A 19,397-nucleotide genomic window follows, 5' to 3' on the forward strand; every position below is an offset into this window, starting at 1 on the left:
GGCGGGTTCGACAAAGGGCCATGCGAACAGGGCCGCCAGGATCAGGATGATTGCGAAGGCCAGCTTCAGCACCTTTTGAACTCCCCCGAAGTTCGTATCGCGCGCGCAGGGTCGTGATGCAGCGGCAACCAAGTTCAACCACCGAGCGGCTGATTTGCATGGTAAGTTTTTCTGAGGTCGTCGGGGGAGAATTCTCAATTGACCCCACCGATGCGGTAGGGATTTAAGCAGCCTAGCTTTGCGGCCCGTGGACCTCTTTCTGGGCCAGGCGCGTTTCACACCGGACTTCGCCGGAACCAGGACGACGATCAGACGATGACCGCCGAGACCGCCGCCGCGATCCGCCCAAGACTTCCGGGGGGCGCCCCTGTCGCCCGAAGGCCGCTGTTTCGACGTCGCTCGGCCATACCGGGCTTCACCCTGACCCTGGGCGTGACCCTGACGGTCCTGTCGTTGATCGTCCTGATCCCATTGTCGGCCGTGGCGCTGAAAGCCGCCGAGTTGTCACCCGCCCAGTTCGTCGCTGCGGCCTTCTCCGAGCGGGCCCTTGCGGCCTATCGCCTGACCTTTGGCGCAGCCTTCGTCGCCGCCGCCATCAATGGCGTGTTCGGCGTGCTGACCGCCTGGGCGCTGGTGCGCTACGAGTTTCCGGGCAAGGCGCTGGTCAATGCCCTGGTCGATCTGCCGTTCGCCCTGCCCACGGCCGTGGCCGGCATCGCCCTAGCCACGCTCTATTCGCCCAATGGCTGGATCGGCGCCTATCTGACGCCTCTGGGGATCAAGGCGGCCTACAATCCGATCGGCGTGACCATCGCCCTGATCTTCATCGGCCTGCCGTTCGTGGTCCGCACCATCGAGCCGGTGATGCGCGACCTTTCGAACGATGTGGAGGAGGCCGCCGCCAGCCTCGGGGCGGGCCGGATTGACACCATTCTGCGCATCATCCTGCCGGCCCTGGGTCCGTCCTGGCTGACCGGCTTCGCCCTGGCCTTCGCCCGAGGCATCGGCGAGTACGGCTCGGTGATCTTCATTGCCGGCAACATGCCCTACAAGTCCGAGATCGCGCCGCTGCTGATCATCATCCAGCTGGAGCAGTTCGAGTATGCCAATGCGGCCGCGATCGCCGTGGTGATGCTGGGCGTGTCGTTCCTGATGCTGCTGGTCATTAACGCCGTGCAGGCCTGGGCGAGAAGGTTCTCCTGATGGCGGCTCCGCGTCTTTCCACTGAAGATCCCGCCTGGGCCAAGGTTCTGATCATTACCCTGGTCCTGGCGTTCCTGGGTCTTGTCCTGATCCTGCCGCTGGCCGCCGTGTTCGCCGAGGCCCTGCGCAAGGGCCTCCAGCCGGCGCTGGACGCCATCGCCAATCCCGATGCCATCGCCGCCGTCAAGCTGACCCTGCTAACCGCCGCGATCACCGTGCCGTTCAATGTGGTGTTTGGCCTGTGCGCCGCCTGGGCCGTGGCCAAGCACGAGTTTACGGGCAAGAGCCTGCTGATCACCCTGATCGACCTGCCGTTCTCGGTCTCGCCGGTCGTCGCCGGCCTGATCTATGTGCTGGTGTTTGGCCTGCAGGGCTGGTTCGGCGACCATCTGGTCGATAACGACATCAAGATCATCTTCGCCGTGCCCGGCATCGTGCTGGCCACCATCTTCGTGACCTTCCCCTTCATCGCCCGCGAACTGATCCCGCTGATGCAGGAGCAGGGAACCAGCGAGGAGGAGGCCGCCGTCTCGATGGGGGCCTCTGGCCTCTACACCTTCTGGCGGGTGACCGCGCCGAACGTGCGCTGGGGCCTGCTGTATGGCGTGCTGCTGTGCAACGCCCGCGCCATGGGTGAGTTCGGGGCCGTGTCGGTGGTCAGCGGCCACATCCGGGGCCTGACCAACACCATGCCGCTGCACGTCGAGATCCTCTATAACGAGTATGATTTCGTCGGGGCCTTCGCCGTCGCCGCCCTGCTGTGTCTGCTGGCGATCGTGACCCTCGTCCTCAAGACCGCGCTTGAAGTCGCCCAGCCCGGCTCGCGCCGGCGCGGCGGCCACTGATCGGAACGCCAGACCTCATGACCATCTCCATCCGTTCCGTCGAAAAGAAGTTCGGTCGCTATCCGGCGCTGGACAAGGTCGGGCTCGAGATCGCCGACGGCGAGCTGCTGGCCCTGCTGGGGCCTTCGGGCTCGGGCAAGACGACCCTGCTGCGCGTGATCGCCGGTCTGGAGTTCCCCGACGCGGGCCAGGTGCTGTTCCACGACCAGGACGTCACCTTCGCCTCGGCCGCCGCGCGCCGGGTCGGCTTCGTGTTCCAGCAATATGCGCTGTTCAAGCACATGACCGTGGCCCGCAACATCGCGTTCGGCCTGGATGTCCGAAAGGGCAAGGACAAGCCGTCAAAGGCCGAGATCACCAAGCGCGTCGATGATCTGCTGCGCCTGGTCGAGCTGGAAGGCCTGGGCGGTCGCTATCCGTCACAGCTGTCGGGCGGCCAGCGCCAGCGCGTGGCCCTGTCGCGGGCCCTGGCCGTACAGCCCAGCGTGCTGCTGCTGGACGAGCCGTTCGGGGCCCTGGACGCCACGGTCCGCAAGTCGCTGCGCAAGGAGTTGCGCCGGGTGCATGACGCCACCGGCGTCACCACCATCTTCGTGACCCACGACCAGGAAGAGGCCCTCGACCTGGCCGACCGGGTGGCCATTCTGAACCATGGCGTCATCGAGCAGGTCGGCACGCCGGCCCAGGTGCATGATGAACCGGTTTCGCCGTTCGTTTGCGGCTTCGTCGGCGAGGCCAACCGCTTCGAGGGCGAAATCTCGAAGGGGCGTTTCAGCGCGGGTTCGATCTTCCTGCCAGCCGCAGGCCTGCCGGACGGCAAGGCTGTCGGCTTCGTGCGGCCCCACGATCTGGTGTTGGACGAGGCGGGCTTCGCCGTCCAGGTCAACCGCGTTCATGTCCAGGGCGCTTTGGCGACCGTCGACGGATTGACCCCGGACGGTCGCCGCATTGAGGTGACGGTGTCACGCGACCAGGCCGAGCAGTTTACCGGCGCGGTAAAGCTGTCGGCCCGCAAGGCCCACGTCTTCCCGGCATAGGCCGCTATTGCTGCTGCTGCTGCTGGTGGATATCGTGGCGGAGGGCGGCGGCATTGTCAGGGCGACGGCGTCCGCCGGCGAAGTTGGGTCGCGCCATGCGCAGGAACTCCGGCTCGGCCAAGGCCGCGCGGGCCCGCCGCACCGAGACGCCCACCGCCAGTTCGCTGTCTGAGTCGCCCTTGTAAACGCCGCGCGAGGGCGTGACGTCGGCATAGTCGCGGCCCACGGCCACGGCCACATGGCGCTCGCCGGTCATCATGTTGTTGGTCGGGTCAAAGCCCACCCAGCGCAGGCTGGGCAGGAACACCTCGACCCAGGCGTGGGTGGCGTCCGGATCGGAGCGGTCACCCGCGTCGCGGTCGGTGAACAGATAGCCCGAGACATAGCGCGCCGGGACGTTCCAAGAGCGGCAGACGGCCAGCATGATGTGGGCAAAGTCCTGGCAGACCCCGCGGCCGGCGCTCAGGGCCAGGTCGATGGGGCTGTCGGCGTCGGTGACGCCGGGCTGATATTCAAAGGCCTGATAGATGGTCTCCGACAGCATCCGCATCGCCGTCAGCGGATCCCTGCGGCGCAGGTCGTCCAGATTGTGCTCGTTGACGAAGGCGTCCAGCGCCTCGGTGGTCTCGACGAAGCCGTGCATCCGCAAGAAGTCGAAACACTCGCCACGCACGAACTCGCTGCGAAGCCGGTCCCATTCACCCATGTCCAGGGCGTCAGGGCGGTCGCCGGGCGACTCGGTCTCGACCGCCGAGCGCGCGACGATGGTCAGCTTGTCGTGCGGCTGGGGCACGTCGAAGTGATAGACGGCGTTGCCGAAACTGTCGGCGTAGGAAAACACCTGGGCGGCCGGATTGATGTCCAGCTCGAAGCTGATCAGGCGCTGACGGGCGGTCTTCTGGGGCTGCATCCACAGCTCCATCAGGCTTTCGCGAACCGGGCGCTCGTAGTGGTACTGGGTAACGTGGCGGATTTCGAGCAGCACGGGATGATGTCCTTACTTGGTCGCGTGACGGGCGCCGAAACCGCTGACACTTTCGGCTGTCACGCTCGCGGTCCTAGGCCGGAAGACGCATTTCGAGCGGATAGGCCACGAAGGTCTCATAGATCGCTTCGTGGATGCGCGCGCACTCGTTGACGACGGTGGCCAGCAGGGCGCCGGCCCCCTGGTTTTCCAGTTCGTTGATGTCGGCGAACTGCAGGCGGGCTTTCAGGCGCCCGGCGATGCGTTCAGGCCCGGCCCCTTCGCCGCCGGCCCGGCGGGCCAGCACGCTGAGATTGGCCTCGATCTGCGACGTGGCGAAGCGGATCGAGCGCGGAAAGTCCTCGTCGAAGACCAGGAACTCCAGGATGTGCCGGGGCTCGATCTCGGCCGTGTAGACCCGCAGATAGGGCTCAAGCGCGCAGGCCATGCGCAGCAGGCTGACCAGGGCGATGTGGTCATTGATCTGCCGGCCGGGCGTTTCGGCGAAACACACCTCAAGCAGGCGCGAAACCAGCTGGGCGCGCTCCAGATACATGCCCAGCATCATGAACCGCCAGCTCTCGCCGTGGCTCATGGTGGTGTCTGCCGCACCCTTGAACAGGTGCAGGTCGGCGATCACGTCGTGCAGGAAGGTGGTCGAGGCGTCGGCGAAGTCGCGCTTGGCGTTCTCGTCGGTGACTTTCAGGTAGAGCAGGTTCAGCCGCTCCCAGGTCTCGGTGGTGATCTGGTCGCGCACCTGGCGGGCGTTCTCGCGGGCGCGGGACAGCGACGAGACCACCGAATTGGGATCGGCGCGATCCAGAACCAGCGCCTCTGCCGCCTCGAACGAGCCGACGGCGCTGCTCATTTCAGGCTCGCCGACCGCCGACAGGGCGATCCAGACCGCCTGGACGCCGGCGTCGGTCTGGTCGAGCGTGGCGTTGAGCATGACGCTGGACAGCCGCGACAGGTGTTCGGCGCGTTCGATGTATCGGCCCAGCCAGTAGAGGCTGTCAGCGACCCGAGCGAGCATCATGCGAGCGACCCCTTCTTGCGGGACTTGGCGAGCATCATGGGCGTGTGCTCCCATTACCGTTGGAGCCGTTGGCGGGGCCATCGTCGGTCAGAACCCAGGTGTCCTTGGATCCGCCGCCCTGGCTGGAATTGACCACCAGCGAGCCGCGCTTCAGGGCGACCCGGGTGAGGGCGCCGGGCGTAACGATGGTCTTCTCGCCCGACAGGATGAAGGGGCGCAGGTCGACGTGGCGTGGCTCGATCCGGCCATCCACCAGGCAGGGCGCGGTCGACAGCTGGATGGTCGGCTGGGCGATATAGTTCTCGGGATCGGCCTTGATGGCGATAGCGAAGTCGTCGCGCTCCTTCTGGGTGGCGTGCGGGCCCACCAGCATGCCGTAGCCGCCCGAAGCGCCGACGGCCTTGACCACCAGCTTGTCCAGATTGGCCAGCACATAGCCCAGCTGCGACGCCTCCCGGCACAGGAAGGTCTCGATATTGGGCAGGATGGCGTCTTCGCCCAGATAGTAGCGGATGATCGCGGGCACATAGGCATAGACGGCCTTGTCGTCGGCCACCCCGGTGCCCGGCGCGTTGCAGATCACCACATTGCCGGCCCGATAGGCGTTGAACAGGCCCGCCGCGCCCAGCGAGGAGTTGCGCCGGAAGGTGAGGGGATCGATGAAGTCGTCGTCCACCCGGCGATAGATCACGTCCACCCGGCGGATGCCCGTGGTCGTGCGCATGTAGACCATGTTGTCGTGGACCACGAGATCGCGGCCCTCGACCAGGGGCACGCCCATCAGCCGCGCCAGATAGGCGTGCTCGTAATAGGCCGAGTTGTAGACGCCAGGCGTCAGCACCACGACCTGGGGATTGGGCCGCCACTCGGGGCTCATGCTCTTCAGTGTGGCCAGCAGCAGGTCGGGATAGCGCTCGACCGGACGCACGCCGGCGGCGCGATAGGTGCCCGGAAAGGTGCGCTTGGCCGCGTCGCGGTTGGCCAGCATGTAGGAGACGCCCGACGGCACGCGCAGATTGTCTTCCAGCACTGCGAACTGGCCGTCCTGGCAGCGGATCAGGTCGCTGCCGCAGACATTGGCGTAGGATTTGTGCGGCACATAGATGTGCTGCATCTCGCGGCGATAGGACGGCGCGCCCAGCACCAGTTCGCGCGGCACGACCCCGTCCATCAGGATCTGCTGGTCGCCATAGATGTCGGCGAGGAACAGGTTCAGGGCCAGAAGGCGCTGGGTCAGGCCGGCTTCGATCTTGGCCCATTCCTGGGCGGGGATGATCCGCGGAAAGAGGTCGGTCGGAATGATCCGTTCCGTGGTGTTCTCGCCACCGCCATAGACCGTGAAGGTGATGCCCTGCAGCAGGAACGACCGCTCCAGGGTCTGCTGGCGCCCTGCCAGCTCGGCCCCGCCCAGGGTCGACATGCGGGCATGCAGGGGATCGTAGTGCGAGCGCACCGCGCCACCGGGCGCGAACATCTCGTCGTAGGCGACACCGGGCAGGTAGGCCGCCTCCGTCAGGGGAAGGGTCGGTGCATCCAGATCTTGAATTTTCGCAGCCACGCCTTCGTCCACGCTTGTCTTGCCTTGGGCTCCGTCGAGTCAGACGCGCCGCCCCCAACCCTAGAACGTCGCGGCGTCTGAAGTCGGCGATTTTCGCCGCCGCCGCGTCAATGCGCACGACTGCCCATCATTTGGGCGCCTTTTCGGCGGGGAGGGAAGCGCTCGCTGTCTTCCGTTCCCTGCATTTCCGGCCGTGACAGCGGCGAGACCGGCGACTACAGGGGAGCGGGGGCGCTCCGCGCGGGGATATACGGCTTGGTGCGTAGACGATTGGCCCTCGGGATCGCGACAGCGGCTTTGCTGGCTGCGGGCGGCGCGTGGGCGGATGAGCCGGCGGCGACGATCACCGGGGTTGAAGACAAGGCGCTGCGCGAAGCCATTCTGCGCGTGCTCTCGATTTCCAAGACTGCGCCTCAAAGCCGCGCAGAAGCCCGACGCCGCGCCCGCGACGCCGGCGACGATGTGGTCGCGGTGCTGCGCGCCGAGGGCTATTACGCCTATGCCGTCGAGCCCGACATCAGCGAAGGCGATCCGCCGCGCGGCGTCGTCAAGGTCTTGCCAGGGCCGGTGTTCGTGCTGGCCGATCCCACCATCGTCTGGCGCGGCGCGCCGCCCGACGAAGGCGTGACCCAGAGAGCCGTCTCGGCCATGAGCCTCACACGCGGCGAGCCGGGCCGCGCTGCCGACATCCTGGGCGCCGAGGGCCGGGTGATCGCTCAGGTCCAGCAACTGGGCTATGCCGATGTCGCCGCCGAGCCGCGCGAGGTCGTCGTCGACCATGCCGACCACACGGTGCGCCCCACCTTCAATATCGCCGCCGGGGACCTGACCCGCCTGGACGGCGTCGAGCTGATCACCACGGGACGCAGCAACCCGGCCTGGGTCGCCCATCTGACACCGTGGCAGGCCGGCGACGTCTATGATCCCGAGGATATCGCCGAGCTGGAGCGGCGCCTGAGGGACACGGCCGTCTATGACTCGGTCTCCGTCTCGATCGCGCCCCTTGAGAAGATTCTTCCCGATGGCCGCCGGCCGGTGGTCGTGAACCTGACGGACCGCCCGGAACGTACCATCGAGCTGGGCGCGGGCTATTCGACCAGTGAAGGGCCGGGCGTCGATGCGCGCCTGATCCGCTACAACCGCCTGCGCCGGGCCGACACTACCACCTACACGGCGCGCCTGGCCAAGCTGGAGCAGCGGCTTGAGGGCGAGGTGGCCCTGCCGCACTGGCGCAGGCCCCAGCAGACCCTCAAGCTGAACGGCGCGGTGTTCCGCGAAACCACTGACGCCTATGACGAAACCGGCGCGACGATCAGCGCCGACCTGACCCAGCGCCGCAAGACTACCTCGTATCGCACCTATGGCGTGGCGCTGGACCTGTCGCAGTCCGAGCAGCTGCAAACCACCAGCGCCGGCTCGGTCAAGGAAACCCTCAACCTGGCCACCCTGACCACCTTGGGCGCTATGGCGTGGGATCAGTCGGACGACATCCTGGATCCGACGCGGGGCTGGCGCTTCGAGGCGCGGGCTGAGCCGACCGCCAGCTTTGGCGACACCACCCTGGCCTATCTGCGCGCCCAGGTTCAGGGCTCGGCCTATCTGCCGTTCGGAGAGCAGGCCGGCACGGTCTTGGCCGCCCGGGTAAAGGTCGGGGCGATCTTTGGGGCCCTGGTCTCGGAAATCCCGGCCTCGCGGCGTCTGTTCTCGGGCGGCGGTGGCTCGGTGCGTGGCTATGCCTATCAGGCCATCGGGCCGCGCCTGGCCGACAATACACCCCAGGGCGGCGTGTCGCTGGTCGAGACCTCGTTCGAGGTGCGTCACCGCTTTACCCAGCGCTGGGGCGGGGTGGCCTTTATCGACGCGGGCGCCATCGGTCCGGAGCGCAAGCCCGACACCGAGGACTTCCGCTTCGGCGCGGGCATCGGCGTCCGCTACGACCTGGGCTTTGGCCCGATCCGCGCAGATATCGCCATCCCGCTGGGCAAGCGCGCCGGCGACCCGGCCTTCCAGATCTATCTCAGCATCGGGCAAAGCTTTTGACCGACGCGCCTGAACATCCCATCGAAGAGGCGGTCGAGACCGTCGTCGAGGTCGCCAAAAAGGTCGGCGGCCCCGGCTGGCTGATGATCGTGTCGATCGTGGCGGTGGTGATCGTCGCGGTGTTCTTCGGCGGCCTGCGCTACGCGCCCATCACGCCCCAGGGCCGCATGTTCCTGGAGGCCCGGGCCAGCGGCCTGAAGCTGGGTCGCATCGGCCGGCTCAAGATCGAGGGGCTGTCGGGCGATATCTGGAAGGATTTCGCGGTCCGCCGCCTGACCATTGTCGACGAGAAGGGCGTCTGGCTCGAGGCTCATGATGTCCGGGTGGCCTGGCGTCCCGCTGAGCTGTTCAGTCGTCGCTTCCACGCCGAACGCATCGACGCGCGCGATGTGATCGTATTGCGCCGCCCGACCCTGACGCCCAAGGGCAAGTCGGGGGCCGCGCCGGTCTCGGTGGATCTGGACGCCTTCGCCCTGCGGCTGATCACGCGGCCCGAGTTCAGCCGCGAGGCGGGCGACTTCGATGTGGTGGGCGCCTACGAGATGGCGCGACAGGGCGGCAACAAGGGCCGCATCGGCGTCGCCAGCCGTCTGCATCGGGGCGACCATCTGACCTTGGACTTTGATCTGGGCCGCAACGACACGCTCCGCCTGAGCGCTGACGCGGTGGAGGCCAATGGCGGCGCCATCGCCGGCGCCCTGGGCCTGCCCGTCGACCGTCCCTTCGACCTGAAAGCCAGGGCCGACGGGGCGATGAACAAGGGCGCGTTCAGCGTCACGGCGAAAACCGGCAAAGACATTCCGCTGGATGCGACGGGATCATGGACGCCGCAGGGCGGTTCTGCGCGGGGGCGGATCGATCTGGGCGCCTCCAGCCTGACGCGTCGGCTGGAGACCATGTTCGGACCCGAGGCGGCGTTCACCGTCGACGGGCGCAAGGCGACCGGCGGCCTCTATGACCTGACCACCCAGATTCGCGCCGAGAACCTGGTGCTCGACTCCCGGGGACTGGCCGACATCGGCAAGAGGCGGACCGGTCCAGACGGCCTGCCGTTCACCGCGCGCATCGGTTCGCTAAAGAAGATCGTATCGATCCCGGAAATGGGGACGGGTCTGGTCGACGGCCGTTTCCGGCTGGAGCCGGGCGGCTTTTCGGTCGAGGGCGACGTCGACGTCTCCAATCTTTCGCTGTTGGGCTACCAACTGGCGCGGGCAAAGGGTCCGGCCATGGTGCGGTGGTCGAAGGGCGAGCTGACGATCAAGGCGCAGGCCGCAGCGCAGGGCGGCGGCGGACGCGGCGTCTTGGCCGTGCTGGGCGCCAGCCCCAAGGCTACGTTCGAAGGCGCGCGTCTCAAGGACGGGCGGTTCCTGATCCGCTCGGCGACGATTACCGGACCCAATCTGGTGGTCACCGGCGAGGGTGATCGCGGCATACTGGGTGGGCTGAATTTCAAGGGTGAGGCGCAGGTCGCCAGCCTGGCGCCGATCCGCGCCGGCGCGCGCGGCAGGCTGGTCGCAAAATGGTCTGCCGGCAGCACCAACGGCAAGCCCTGGGGTTTCACGGTCGACGCCCGGGGGCAGGACTTCGCGGTCGGCCTGGCCGAGCTGGACCGGCTGCTGGGCAAGGCCCCGCGCCTGAGCGGCAAGGGCGCCTGGAGCGACGGCGTGCTCTCCATCGCCGACGCCAGGCTGGAGGGCGCAGCGGCCGAGGTTCGCACCTCCGGCGCCCTGCAGCGTGACGGTGGCCTGGGCTTCAAGCTGGACTGGACCGCCACCGGACCCTTCCGGGCAGGCCCGATCGAGGTGACGGGCAAGGCCAAGGGCGACGGTGCGGTGACCGGAACCCTGTCGGCGCCCAAGGCTGACCTGACGGCCGATTTCGACTCTATCGATCTGCCAAAACTGCCCCTGACCAGCGCGCATCTGGTGCTGACCTTCGCCCGCACGGCCAGCGGCGCGGACGGCGTCGCGCGACTGACCGGGCAAAGCAGCTATGGCCCGGCCAGGGCGGGAGCAGCCTTCAGTTTCGCGACGGGCGGGCTTGATCTGAGTGACGTGGACATTGACGCAGGGGGCGCCAAGGCCACCGGCGCTGTCTCTCTGCGCGGCCGCCGACCGGCTTCGGCCGACCTGACCGTGGCCATCGGCCCCGGAGCGTTCCTGCCGCAAGGCCGGGTGTCGGGCTCGGCGAAGATCGTCGATGCTCCGGGCGGCGCGCGCGCGACCCTGGACCTGACCGCCGAGGACATCACGAGCGGCGGCTGGACGGTGCGCTCGGCCCGCCTCAAGGCCGACGGCGCCATGGCCAGCCTGCCCCTGACCCTCGACGCACAGGGCCTGGCGCCCGGCGGCCGGTGGCGCGTGGCGGGATCCGGCGCCCTGGCCCAGTCCGGCGAGGACTACGCCCTGTCGCTGGACGCCGCCGGTCGCATGGGCCGCACCGACGTCAAGACCCGCGAGGCGGCCCTGATCCGGTTTGGCGGGGCCTCGACCGTCACGCGATTGCGGTTGCTGATCGGTGATGGTCAGGCCGACGTGGACGCCGACCTGGGCGGCGAGACCGCCAGCCTCAAGGCGCGCCTGGCCGGTGTCAGCCTGACCGCCTTCGATCCCGACCTGGCCGGCGACATCGACGGAACCGTCAACCTGCGTGGTCAGGGCGAGACCCTGCTGGGCGATTTTGCGGCCAGGCTGACCGGCGCACGCGAGCGTGGCTCCAAGATCGAGCAGTCGCTGGACGCCCATATTGAGGGCGACCTGAAGGATCAAATACTGACCCTCGTCGCCGAGGGCGCCAACCGTCAGGGTCTGAAGTCGGAAGCCCGACTGACCCTGCCGGCCGAGGCGTCGGCCAGGCCGCTGCATCTGGCGATCGACCGTCGCCGGCCGGTCACCGGAACCTTCAAGGCCCAAGGCGAAATCAAGCCGCTGTGGGACCTGTTGCTGGGTCCCGAACGCTCGCTGTCGGGCAAGATCGACGCCGAGGGGACCCTGGCCGGCACCTTGGCCGATCCGCGCCTGGTCGGGCGGGCGTCGCTGGATGGCGGTGGCTTCGAGGAAGGCCGAACGGGGCTGCGTCTGCGCAACATCACCCTGCGCATGGCCTTGGCCGACAACGCCATCGACGTCAGCCAGGCCTCGGCCGAGGACGGCCTCAACGGCGCTCTCACCGGCGGCGGGCGCATCAGCCTCAACCGCGACGGTGTCAGCAGCTTCAAGCTGGACCTGAGGGGCTTCCGGCTGATCGACAACGACCTGGCCACGGCGACCGCCACCGGACAGGCCACCGTCAACCGGTCGGCCGACGGCAAGGTCAAGCTCAGCGGCGATCTGACCATCGACCGCGCCGACGTGTCGGCTCAGAGCAAGACCCCGGCCGGCGTGGTCAGTATGGACGTCATTGAACGCAATCGCCCTTCCGATCTGGACCAGGGCACGCAGCCGCGCCGCGCCAGCCCCGGCGGCGGCATTGCACTGGATATCAATCTCAAGGCCCCGCGCCGTGTGTTCGTGAGGGGACGCGGCCTGGACGTCGAGCTGTCGCTGGACGCCCATGTGGGCGGCACCTCGTTTGCGCCCAACCTCGAGGGCGTGGCCCGCATGGTGCGCGGCGAGTACGACTTCGCCGGCAAGCGCTTTGAGTTCGACGACAATGGCGTGGTCACCCTGTCGACTCAGCTTGACCGCATCCGCCTCAACCTCAGCGCCCGCCGCGAGGATTCCTCCCTGACCGCGATTGTCAGGATCCAGGGCACGGCCGCCAAGCCCGAGATCACCCTGACCTCGACCCCGGAACTGCCCAGTGACGAAGTGCTGAGCCAGGTGCTGTTCGGCGAATCGGCCGCCCAGCTTTCGCCGATCGAGGCGGCGCAACTGGCTTCGGCCTTGGCGGCTCTGGCGGGCGGCGGCGGCTTTGACGTGATCGGCAACCTGCGCAGCTTCGCGCGGCTGGACCGCCTGGCCTTTGCCGAGAGCGCCGCAGGCATGACGGTGGCCGGCGGAAAGTATGTGACCGACGACGTTTATCTGGAGATCATCGGCGGCGGGCGCGAAGGTCCCGAGGCCCAGGTCGAATGGCGGATTCGCCGAACCCTCTCGCTGGTCTCGCGACTGGGCAGCCAGGGTGACGCAAAGCTTTCCGTTCGCTGGCGAAAGGACTACTAGAGGGCAAGGCTGTTGCGCGGGCGCCCGGTTACCTCGTCAGAGGAAACACGTTTTACCCGCGGCCCTTGGTTTATTGTGACTGGGGGAGGAACGGCATGTCCATGCGACTCAAAGACGAGGATCGCGCTGTTTTGGAGGCGGTCGCCTCGGACGGCGGGCGGATCATTGACCGGGCGGTGGCCTGGTGCGCGATCAATTCCGGCAGCCTGCATTTGGCGGGGCTGGAACGGCAGAGACAGGTTCTGCTCGACGCCGTCTCGGCGCTGCCGGGCGCGCCGACCGAGATCCCCCTTGCGGCGTCCGAAGTGATCGGCCCCGACGGCCGGTTCGGCGAACAGCACCATACGCCCGCCATTGCCGTGGTTGTGCGCCCTGAGGCGCCGCTGCAGGTCGTGCTGACGGGTCACTACGACACCGTCTATCCCGAGACGAGCGGCTTCCAGACTGTGACCACGCGCCCAGACGGCGCGCTGCACGGGCCGGGCATCGCCGACATGAAGGGCGGGATCAGTGTCATGCTGGCGGCGCTGGAAGCGTTCGAACGCCACCCCGATGCGGCCAAGGTCGGCTATCGTGTGCTGCTGTCGCCCGATGAGGAGATCGGCTCAATCGCTTCGGGTCCGATCCTCAGCGATTTCGCCCGGCTGGGCCATGTGGGCCTGACCTATGAACCGGCCCTGGCGGACGGTTCGCTGGCCTCGTCGCGCAAGGGGTCGGGCAATTTCCATATCGTCGTGCATGGCAAGGCGGCCCATGCCGGTCGCGACTTCGGCGCCGGCCGCAACGCCGTGATCGGCGCAGCGCGGATCGCCGAAGCCCTGCATTCGCTCAATGGCCAGCGCGACGGCGTCACCGTCAATGTGGCCCGCATCGACGGCGGCGCGCCGCTGAACATGGTGCCCGATGTCGCCATCGCCCGGTTCAATGTGCGCTTCCCGGATGCCGAGGCGGCGGCCTGGTTCGAGGCCCAGGTCGCCCGCATCGTCGAAGAGCCGCGCGAGGGCCTGCACATCCATTTGCACGGCCTGATCACCCGCGGCGCCAAGCCCTTCAACGCCGCCCAGCAGCGCCTGTTCGGCGCGGTCAAGGAAGCGGGCGCCCTGCTGGGGCAGGAGATCGCCTGGAAGCCTTCCGGCGGCGTCTGCGAGGGCAACAACCTGTTCGCCTCGGGCCTGCCCAATGTCGACACCCTGGGCGTGCGCGGCGGCGACATCCACAGCGAGGCCGAGCACGCCTGGCCCGAAAGTTTTGTCGAGCGCGCCCAGCTCTCGGCCCTGATCCTGATGAAACTGGCCAGCGGAGAGATTGACGGAAGATCGATCCGCGCGGCCATGGAGACTGTCTGAATGCTAGTCGTCCGTCCCGCTGGACCTTCCGATTTCGACTCCCTGATGGAGCTGGCCGTGCTGTCGGGCCGGGGCTTCACCAGCCTGCCCGAGGACGAGCAGACCCTGCGTTCGCGACTCGCCCTGTCGCAGGCCAGCTTCCAGGCCGAAGTCGCCGCGCCCGAGGCCTGGTACACTCTGATGCTGGAAGACCTGGACGCCGGCGATGTCATCGGCGTGGCCGGGGTCAAGGCCGGCGTCGGCCTCAAGCGTCCGCACTTCTCGTTCCGCGTCGTGACCCTGGCCCAGTCGTCGCCGACCCTGGACAAGCGTTTCGATCACCGGGCCTTGGTCTTGGTCAATGAATGCGCCGGCTGGTCAGAGGTGGGCTCGCTGTTTCTCAAGCCCGAGCGCCGCAAGGGCGGGGCGGGGCGCCTGCTGGCCCAATCGCGCTACATGCTGATCGGGCTAGAGCCCGAACGGTTCGCCGAGATGGTGCTGGCCGAGCTGCGCGGCTGGTTCGACGAGGACGGCGGCTGTCCGTTCTGGGACCACGTGGCCAACAAATTCTTCCGTCTGGGTTTTGACGAGGCCGACATGATGAGCGCCTCGACCGACGGCCAGTTCATCCTCGACCTGGCCCCGCGCCATCCAATCTATGCCGAGCTGCTGCCCAAGGAGGCGCGCGACGTGCTGGGCCGCGTGCACCGCGAGGGCGAGGCGGCGCGGGCCATGCTGGAGACCGAGGGCTTCCGCTATCAGGGCCTGATCGACATCTTCGACGCGGGTCCCACCGTGGCGGCCCGGCGCGATGACATCAAGACCGTCCGCGATGCGCGGCGGCTTCGCCTCAGGCTGGGCGAGGACGCCTATGGCGAGGAGGCTCTGGTCTCCACGGGCGAGATCGGCAGCTTCCGGGCCGTGCGGGCGCCGGTGCTGATCGATGGCGAAACGGCGATCGTAGGGCGCGATGCGGCCCAGGCGCTGCGACTTTCCGAAGGTGACATGGTGCGGGTGAAGGCATGAGCGGCGGGGTGTTTATTGACGGCGTCTGGCGTTCGGGCGCGGGCGGCGAAGCGGTCTCCATAGACCCGACCACGGGCGAGACCATCTGGCGCGAGGCCACGGCGTCTCAGGCCGATGTCGCCGCCGCCGTAGCGGCCGCGCGGCGCGCCTTTCAGCCCTGGGCTGATCGTCCGCGCGAGGAGCGCATCGCCATCCTGCGTCGCTACAAGGAGATCCTGGTCGAGCGCACGGGCGCCTTCGCCGAGGCCCTGAGCCGCGAGACCGGCAAGGCGCTGTGGGAGACCAAGGCCGAGCTGGGCTCGATGGCCGGCAAGGTCGATCTGTCGATCAAGGCCTATGACGAGCGCACGGGCGGGATCGACAACGCCATGCCGTTCGGCCGGGCCGTGCTGCGCCACCGCGCCCATGGCGTGATGGCGGTGCTGGGTCCGTTCAACTTCCCCGGCCACCTGCCCAATGGCCACATCGTGCCGGCTTTGCTCGCAGGCGATACGGTGGTCTTCAAGCCCTCGGAAGAGACGCCGCTGGCCGGTCAAATGCTGGTCGAAGCCCTTGAAGCCGCAGGCGTTCCTGCGGGCGTCATCAACCTCGTCCAGGGTGGTCGCGAGACCGGACAGGCTCTGATCGCCGAGGAGATCGACGGTCTGCTGTTCACCGGTTCGGCCCAGGCCGGGGCATTTTTCCGGCGCCATTTCGCCGACCGACCCGACGTGATCCTGGCGCTGGAACTGGGCGGCAATAATCCGCTGGTGGTCTGGGGCGCGGGCGACGCACAGGCCGCTGCGGCCCTGGTCGTGCAGTCGGCCTTCATCACCACCGGCCAGCGCTGCTCCTGCGCGCGCCGCCTGATCGTCTCGGACGACGCGGCGGGCAAGGCCGTGATCGAGGCGGTCGCGGCCCTGTCGGATCGCCTGACCGCCGGTCCCTGGAACGGCGCCAGCGAGCCCTTCATGGGGCCGCTGATTTCGACCCGCGCCGCCGCGCTCGCCAAGGCCGGCGCCGAGGCGCTGGGCGGCCAGCGGATCCGGACACTGGGTGCGATTGAGGGCTTGAGTGACGCCTTCGTATCGCCCGGCTTCGTGGATGTCACGGGCGTCGAGGTGGCCGATGAGGAGCTGTTTGCGCCGCTGCTGCAGGTCCGCCGGGTCGCCAGCTTCGACGAGGCGATAGCCGCTGCCAACGCAACCCGCTACGGTTTGTCGGCAGGTCTTATTTCAAATCAATCAGAGCTTTGGGGGCGTTTCCTCAACCGCATTCGCGCGGGCGTGGTCAACTGGAATCGGCCGACGACCGGGGCGGCGGGCTCCATGCCGTTTGGCGGGCTGGGCGCGTCGGGCAATCATCGGCCCAGCGCCTATTATGCGGCCGACTACTGCGCCTATCCGGTGGCCAGTTTCGAGGCTGATGCCGTGCGTGACACCCTTGGCGATATCAAAGGCTTGCGGCCATGAATTCAGCCATCGAAGCCAATTGCGACGGCCTGGTCGGGCCGACCCATTCCTATGTCGGCCTGTCGCCCGGCAACCTGGCCAGCCAGAAGAACGCGGGCGAGGTGTCCAACCCGCGTGGTGCGGCGCTGGAAGGCCTTGGCAAGATGCGCATGCTGGCCGATCTTGGCGTGCCGCAGTTCGCCCTGCCGCCGCATGAGCGACCGGACGTAAGCCTTCTGAAGTCGCTGGGTTTTTCCGGCTCCGATGGCGCAGTTCTGGAACGCGCCTGGAAGCAGGCGCCGGCCCTGGCCTCGGCCGTCTGCTCGGCGTCGCCGATGTGGGCCGCCAATGCCGCGACGGTGACGCCCAGCGCCGATACGGCCGATGGCCGGGTGCACTTCACGCCAGCCAACCTGCTGACCAATCTGCATCGCAGCCTGGAAGGTCCGCAGACGACGCGCAGCCTGCGCCGCCTGTTTCCGGACGAAGCCCGGTTCGCGGTCCATGAGCCGCTGCCAGCCCAGCCGCACTTCGCCGACGAGGGCGCAGCCAATCATGTGCGGCTGTGCGCCGAACACGGGGCGCCGGGCGTCAACATGTTTGTCTGGGGTCGCGAGGCCTGGGAGCACTGGGACGGTCGTTATCCGGCCCGTCAGACCCGCGAGGCCTTCGAGGCCGTCGAGCGTCGCCACGGGGCGGCGCGGGCGATCTTTCCGCGTCAAGGCAAGGCGGCGATCAATGGCGGGGCGTTCCACAACGACGTCGTCTGCGTGGGCACCCGCGAGTGCCTGTTCTTCCACGAACGCGCCTTCGAGGATCGCGTCGGCATGGAAGCTTCGGTTCGCGCTGCCGCCGAGGGCCTGTTCGAGCCGGCCTTCGTGGAGATCTCCGAAGCCGATTTGCCGATGGCCGATCTGGTGGCCAGCTATCTGTTCAATTCGCAGCTGCTGGTCATCCCCGGCGAGGCTCGCCTGGTGCTGCTGGCCCCGGCCGAGACCCGTGACAATCCCCGCGCCTTTGCGGTGGCCGAGAGCCTGGCGACCTCCAATGGCCCCATCGGTCGCGTCGACTATGTCGATGTCCGTCAGAGCATGCGCAACGGCGGCGGACCCGCCTGCCTGCGCCTGCGGGTGGTGCTGACCGAGCAAGAACTGGCGGCGACCAATCCCGCCCAGCGGTTCGACGCGGCCCTGCATGCGCGCCTCCAAGACTGGGTCGAGCGCCGCTATCGCGACCGCTTGGCGCCGGCCGACCTGGCCGACCCGGCCCTGCTGACCGAGGTGCGCGAGGCCCTGGACGAGCTGACGGGCATCCTTGATCTCGGCGGTGATTTCTATCCGTTCCAGAGGGTCGCGTGAGCTTCCAGGTCCGGGCGGCGCGCCCTGACGACGTCATGGCGCTGGTCGATCTGCACCGCGCCGTCGCGGCTGTTCCCGATGGTCTGGCGCGCCGTCCCGAAGAGATCACGCGGGACTATGTCGAGCGGTTCCTCGCCGGGGTCAGCTTCGTCGCCGTCGGCCCCGACGGCGCGATCTGGGGTGAAATCCATGCCGGCCGCGAGACCGTAGCGCTGTTCGCCCATGTGCTGTCCAACCTGACCGTCGCCGTCCATCCGGATTGCCAGGGCTTGGGTATCGGCTCCAGGCTGTTCGAGGCGCTCATCGCTCATGCTCGCGCGATGGACCCGCCGATCCTGCGGATCGAGCTTGCGGCCGGAGCCGGCAATCCCGGCGCGATCCGGCTCTATGAGCGGCTAGGTTTCAAGCACGAGGGCCGGCAGGTCTCGCGCGGGCGCTATCCGGATGGCCGTCTGGAAGACGACATCCTGATGGGCATGCTTCTCTAGCCGCGCAACGCGGCCAGGGCCTCGGGGAAGCGGCGCGAGAGCGGGGCTTCCAGCTCACCCAGCTCGACCGCGTAGTCGCCAGAGCCTTCCGGACGCAGACCCGTGACCTTGGCCTTGTTGACCAGCCACGACCGGTGGCTGCGCACAAAGCCGTGCTCGGTCAGGTCACTCTGGACGGTGGCCAACGGCGTGCGCATCAGCGGTCGGCGGCTGTCGACCAGCACGAATTCCACATAGTTGCCGGCCGAGCGCACGGCGAGAATGTCGTCGATGGGCACCCGCACCAGCCGCGCGCCATCCTGGATGTCGAAGGTCGCCAAGGAGGGCGAGGCGAGGGCGGAGGCCGGCTGGCGGCCCTGACGCAGCGACAGGAAGAAGATGATCCAGGCGATGCCATAGGCGAGCACGTCCTTGCGGAACTCGTAGGGGAACTCGCTGGAGATATCGCCGAAATCGTAGGTCTGCCGCAGGACGACCAGATAGGCCAGCTTCCGCAGCGCGACGAAGCCCGCCACATGCAGGGCCGAATAGGCCAGGACCGCGACGAGATGGACCGACGCGGCCTGCCACCACGGCGGCCGGTTGCGATGGCCCCACAGCGCGACAGCGGCCGGAATGGCGAAGATCACCAGGGTGACCAGCGCGCTGCTGCCTTCCCAGAGGGCTGGAAACAAGGGCGCCAGATCAGGATCGTCGTGCTGGATCGTCAGGATGTTGACGACGCAGATGGTGGCAATGAGGCCGATCCACAGCAGCCAGGCCCGCAGGATCGAGCGTCGCTCTTCGCCGCTCATCCCGAAAAGCACGCCGCTGGTCCCAGCCGGTTTTCCGCTCGTCCCCGGCAAGGCCCGCCGATCCCGAGGCTCTTGGCTGGGCCGGGCTTCGCGGGGCACGACCTGTGCATCCCTTTTCAAGCCGGGCGCC

At 67.9% G+C, this 19,397-nt stretch carries 14 protein-coding genes; 10 read left to right on the forward strand and 4 right to left on the reverse strand.

The window, feature by feature from the left end:
• The first annotated feature begins 315 nt into the window (after positions 1 to 315).
• From cysT to ACN2C7_RS09490, 3 genes are read left to right on the forward strand one after another with little or no spacing between them, the layout of a single operon-like run.
• Entirely contained in the window at positions 316 to 1,203 is an 888-nt protein-coding gene (gene cysT / locus ACN2C7_RS09480; RefSeq protein WP_419321266.1) for a sulfate ABC transporter permease subunit CysT, read from the forward strand.
• A complete protein-coding gene (cysW, locus tag ACN2C7_RS09485) occupies positions 1,203 to 2,048 on the forward strand; it encodes a sulfate ABC transporter permease subunit CysW (RefSeq protein ID WP_419321268.1) in 846 nt (281 codons plus the stop codon). The genes cysT and cysW overlap by 1 nt, the downstream gene beginning before the upstream one ends.
• 17 nt (positions 2,049 to 2,065) lie before the next feature.
• Entirely contained in the window at positions 2,066 to 3,085 is a 1,020-nt protein-coding gene (locus tag ACN2C7_RS09490; protein WP_419321269.1) for a sulfate/molybdate ABC transporter ATP-binding protein, read from the forward strand.
• Between the two features lie 4 nt (positions 3,086 to 3,089).
• On the opposite strand, the gene ACN2C7_RS09495 is transcribed toward ACN2C7_RS09490, so the two are convergent.
• The 3 genes from ACN2C7_RS09495 to ACN2C7_RS09505 all read right to left on the reverse strand — a co-directional run bounded on the left by ACN2C7_RS09495 (position 3,090) and on the right by ACN2C7_RS09505 (position 6,643).
• The gene (locus ACN2C7_RS09495; protein WP_419321270.1) at positions 3,090 to 4,070 is read right to left on the reverse strand and encodes a transglutaminase family protein; all 981 of its coding nucleotides are present in this window, start codon (positions 4,068 to 4,070) and stop codon (positions 3,090 to 3,092) included.
• A 73-nt stretch (positions 4,071 to 4,143) separates the two neighbouring features.
• Positions 4,144 to 5,085, reverse strand: coding sequence for an alpha-E domain-containing protein (locus ACN2C7_RS09500; protein ID WP_419321271.1), 942 nt, complete (start codon positions 5,083 to 5,085; stop codon positions 4,144 to 4,146).
• A 34-nt stretch (positions 5,086 to 5,119) separates the two neighbouring features.
• A complete protein-coding gene (locus ACN2C7_RS09505; protein WP_419321272.1) occupies positions 5,120 to 6,643 on the reverse strand; it encodes a circularly permuted type 2 ATP-grasp protein in 1,524 nt (507 codons plus the stop codon).
• Positions 6,644 to 6,898: 255 nt separating this feature from the next.
• On the opposite strand from ACN2C7_RS09505, the gene ACN2C7_RS09510 reads away from it, so the two are divergent.
• The 7 genes from ACN2C7_RS09510 (at position 6,899) to ACN2C7_RS09540 (ending at position 18,473) form a co-directional block, all read left to right on the forward strand.
• The gene (locus tag ACN2C7_RS09510) at positions 6,899 to 8,683 is read left to right on the forward strand and encodes an autotransporter assembly complex protein TamA (protein ID WP_419321273.1); all 1,785 of its coding nucleotides are present in this window, start codon (positions 6,899 to 6,901) and stop codon (positions 8,681 to 8,683) included.
• Positions 8,680 to 12,846 (forward strand): translocation/assembly module TamB domain-containing protein, encoded by a 4,167-nt coding sequence (locus ACN2C7_RS09515; protein WP_419321274.1) that lies wholly within the window; start codon positions 8,680 to 8,682, stop codon positions 12,844 to 12,846. Before ACN2C7_RS09510 ends, ACN2C7_RS09515 begins: the two co-directional genes overlap by 4 nt.
• 101 nt (positions 12,847 to 12,947) lie before the next feature.
• Complete coding sequence (locus ACN2C7_RS09520; RefSeq protein ID WP_419321449.1) at positions 12,948 to 14,192, forward strand: hydrolase; 1,245 nt, start codon at positions 12,948 to 12,950, stop codon at positions 14,190 to 14,192.
• Positions 14,193 to 15,197, forward strand: a complete 1,005-nt coding sequence (locus ACN2C7_RS09525; protein ID WP_419321275.1) for an arginine N-succinyltransferase — start codon at positions 14,193 to 14,195, stop codon at positions 15,195 to 15,197.
• Positions 15,194 to 16,648 (forward strand): succinylglutamate-semialdehyde dehydrogenase, encoded by a 1,455-nt coding sequence (gene astD / locus ACN2C7_RS09530; RefSeq protein WP_419321276.1) that lies wholly within the window; start codon positions 15,194 to 15,196, stop codon positions 16,646 to 16,648. The genes ACN2C7_RS09525 and astD overlap by 4 nt, the downstream gene beginning before the upstream one ends.
• Positions 16,645 to 17,985 carry an N-succinylarginine dihydrolase gene (gene astB, locus ACN2C7_RS09535; RefSeq protein WP_419321277.1) on the forward strand — a complete coding sequence of 447 codons (1,341 nt, stop codon included), beginning with the start codon at positions 16,645 to 16,647 and terminating at the stop codon, positions 17,983 to 17,985. Before astD ends, astB begins: the two co-directional genes overlap by 4 nt.
• The gene (locus ACN2C7_RS09540; protein ID WP_419321278.1) at positions 17,982 to 18,473 is read left to right on the forward strand and encodes an N-acetyltransferase family protein; all 492 of its coding nucleotides are present in this window, start codon (positions 17,982 to 17,984) and stop codon (positions 18,471 to 18,473) included. Before astB ends, ACN2C7_RS09540 begins: the two co-directional genes overlap by 4 nt.
• Here the strand turns inward: ACN2C7_RS09540 and ACN2C7_RS09545 are convergent.
• Positions 18,470 to 19,279: a LytTR family DNA-binding domain-containing protein gene (locus ACN2C7_RS09545; protein ID WP_419321279.1), complete on the reverse strand. Its 810-nt coding sequence runs from the start codon at positions 19,277 to 19,279 to the stop codon at positions 18,470 to 18,472. The genes ACN2C7_RS09540 and ACN2C7_RS09545 overlap by 4 nt on opposite strands.
• Positions 19,280 to 19,397: the final 118 nt, after the last annotated feature.

The organism is Caulobacter sp. ErkDOM-E (genome assembly GCF_048541895.1).
GTDB lineage: Bacteria > Pseudomonadota > Alphaproteobacteria > Caulobacterales > Caulobacteraceae > Caulobacter.

Coding starts and splice junctions, on each gene's coding strand:
- ACN2C7_RS09520 (WP_419321449.1), top strand. CDS start 12,948: ATGCGACTCAAAGACGAGGATCGCGCTGTTTTGGAGGCGGTCGCCTCG.
- cysT (WP_419321266.1), top strand. CDS start 316: ATGACCGCCGAGACCGCCGCCGCGATCCGCCCAAGACTTCCGGGGGGC.
- ACN2C7_RS09500 (WP_419321271.1), bottom strand. CDS start 5,085: ATGATGCTCGCTCGGGTCGCTGACAGCCTCTACTGGCTGGGCCGATAC.
- ACN2C7_RS09490 (WP_419321269.1), top strand. CDS start 2,066: ATGACCATCTCCATCCGTTCCGTCGAAAAGAAGTTCGGTCGCTATCCG.
- ACN2C7_RS09525 (WP_419321275.1), top strand. CDS start 14,193: ATGCTAGTCGTCCGTCCCGCTGGACCTTCCGATTTCGACTCCCTGATG.
- cysW (WP_419321268.1), top strand. CDS start 1,203: ATGGCGGCTCCGCGTCTTTCCACTGAAGATCCCGCCTGGGCCAAGGTT.
- astD (WP_419321276.1), top strand. CDS start 15,194: ATGAGCGGCGGGGTGTTTATTGACGGCGTCTGGCGTTCGGGCGCGGGC.
- astB (WP_419321277.1), top strand. CDS start 16,645: ATGAATTCAGCCATCGAAGCCAATTGCGACGGCCTGGTCGGGCCGACC.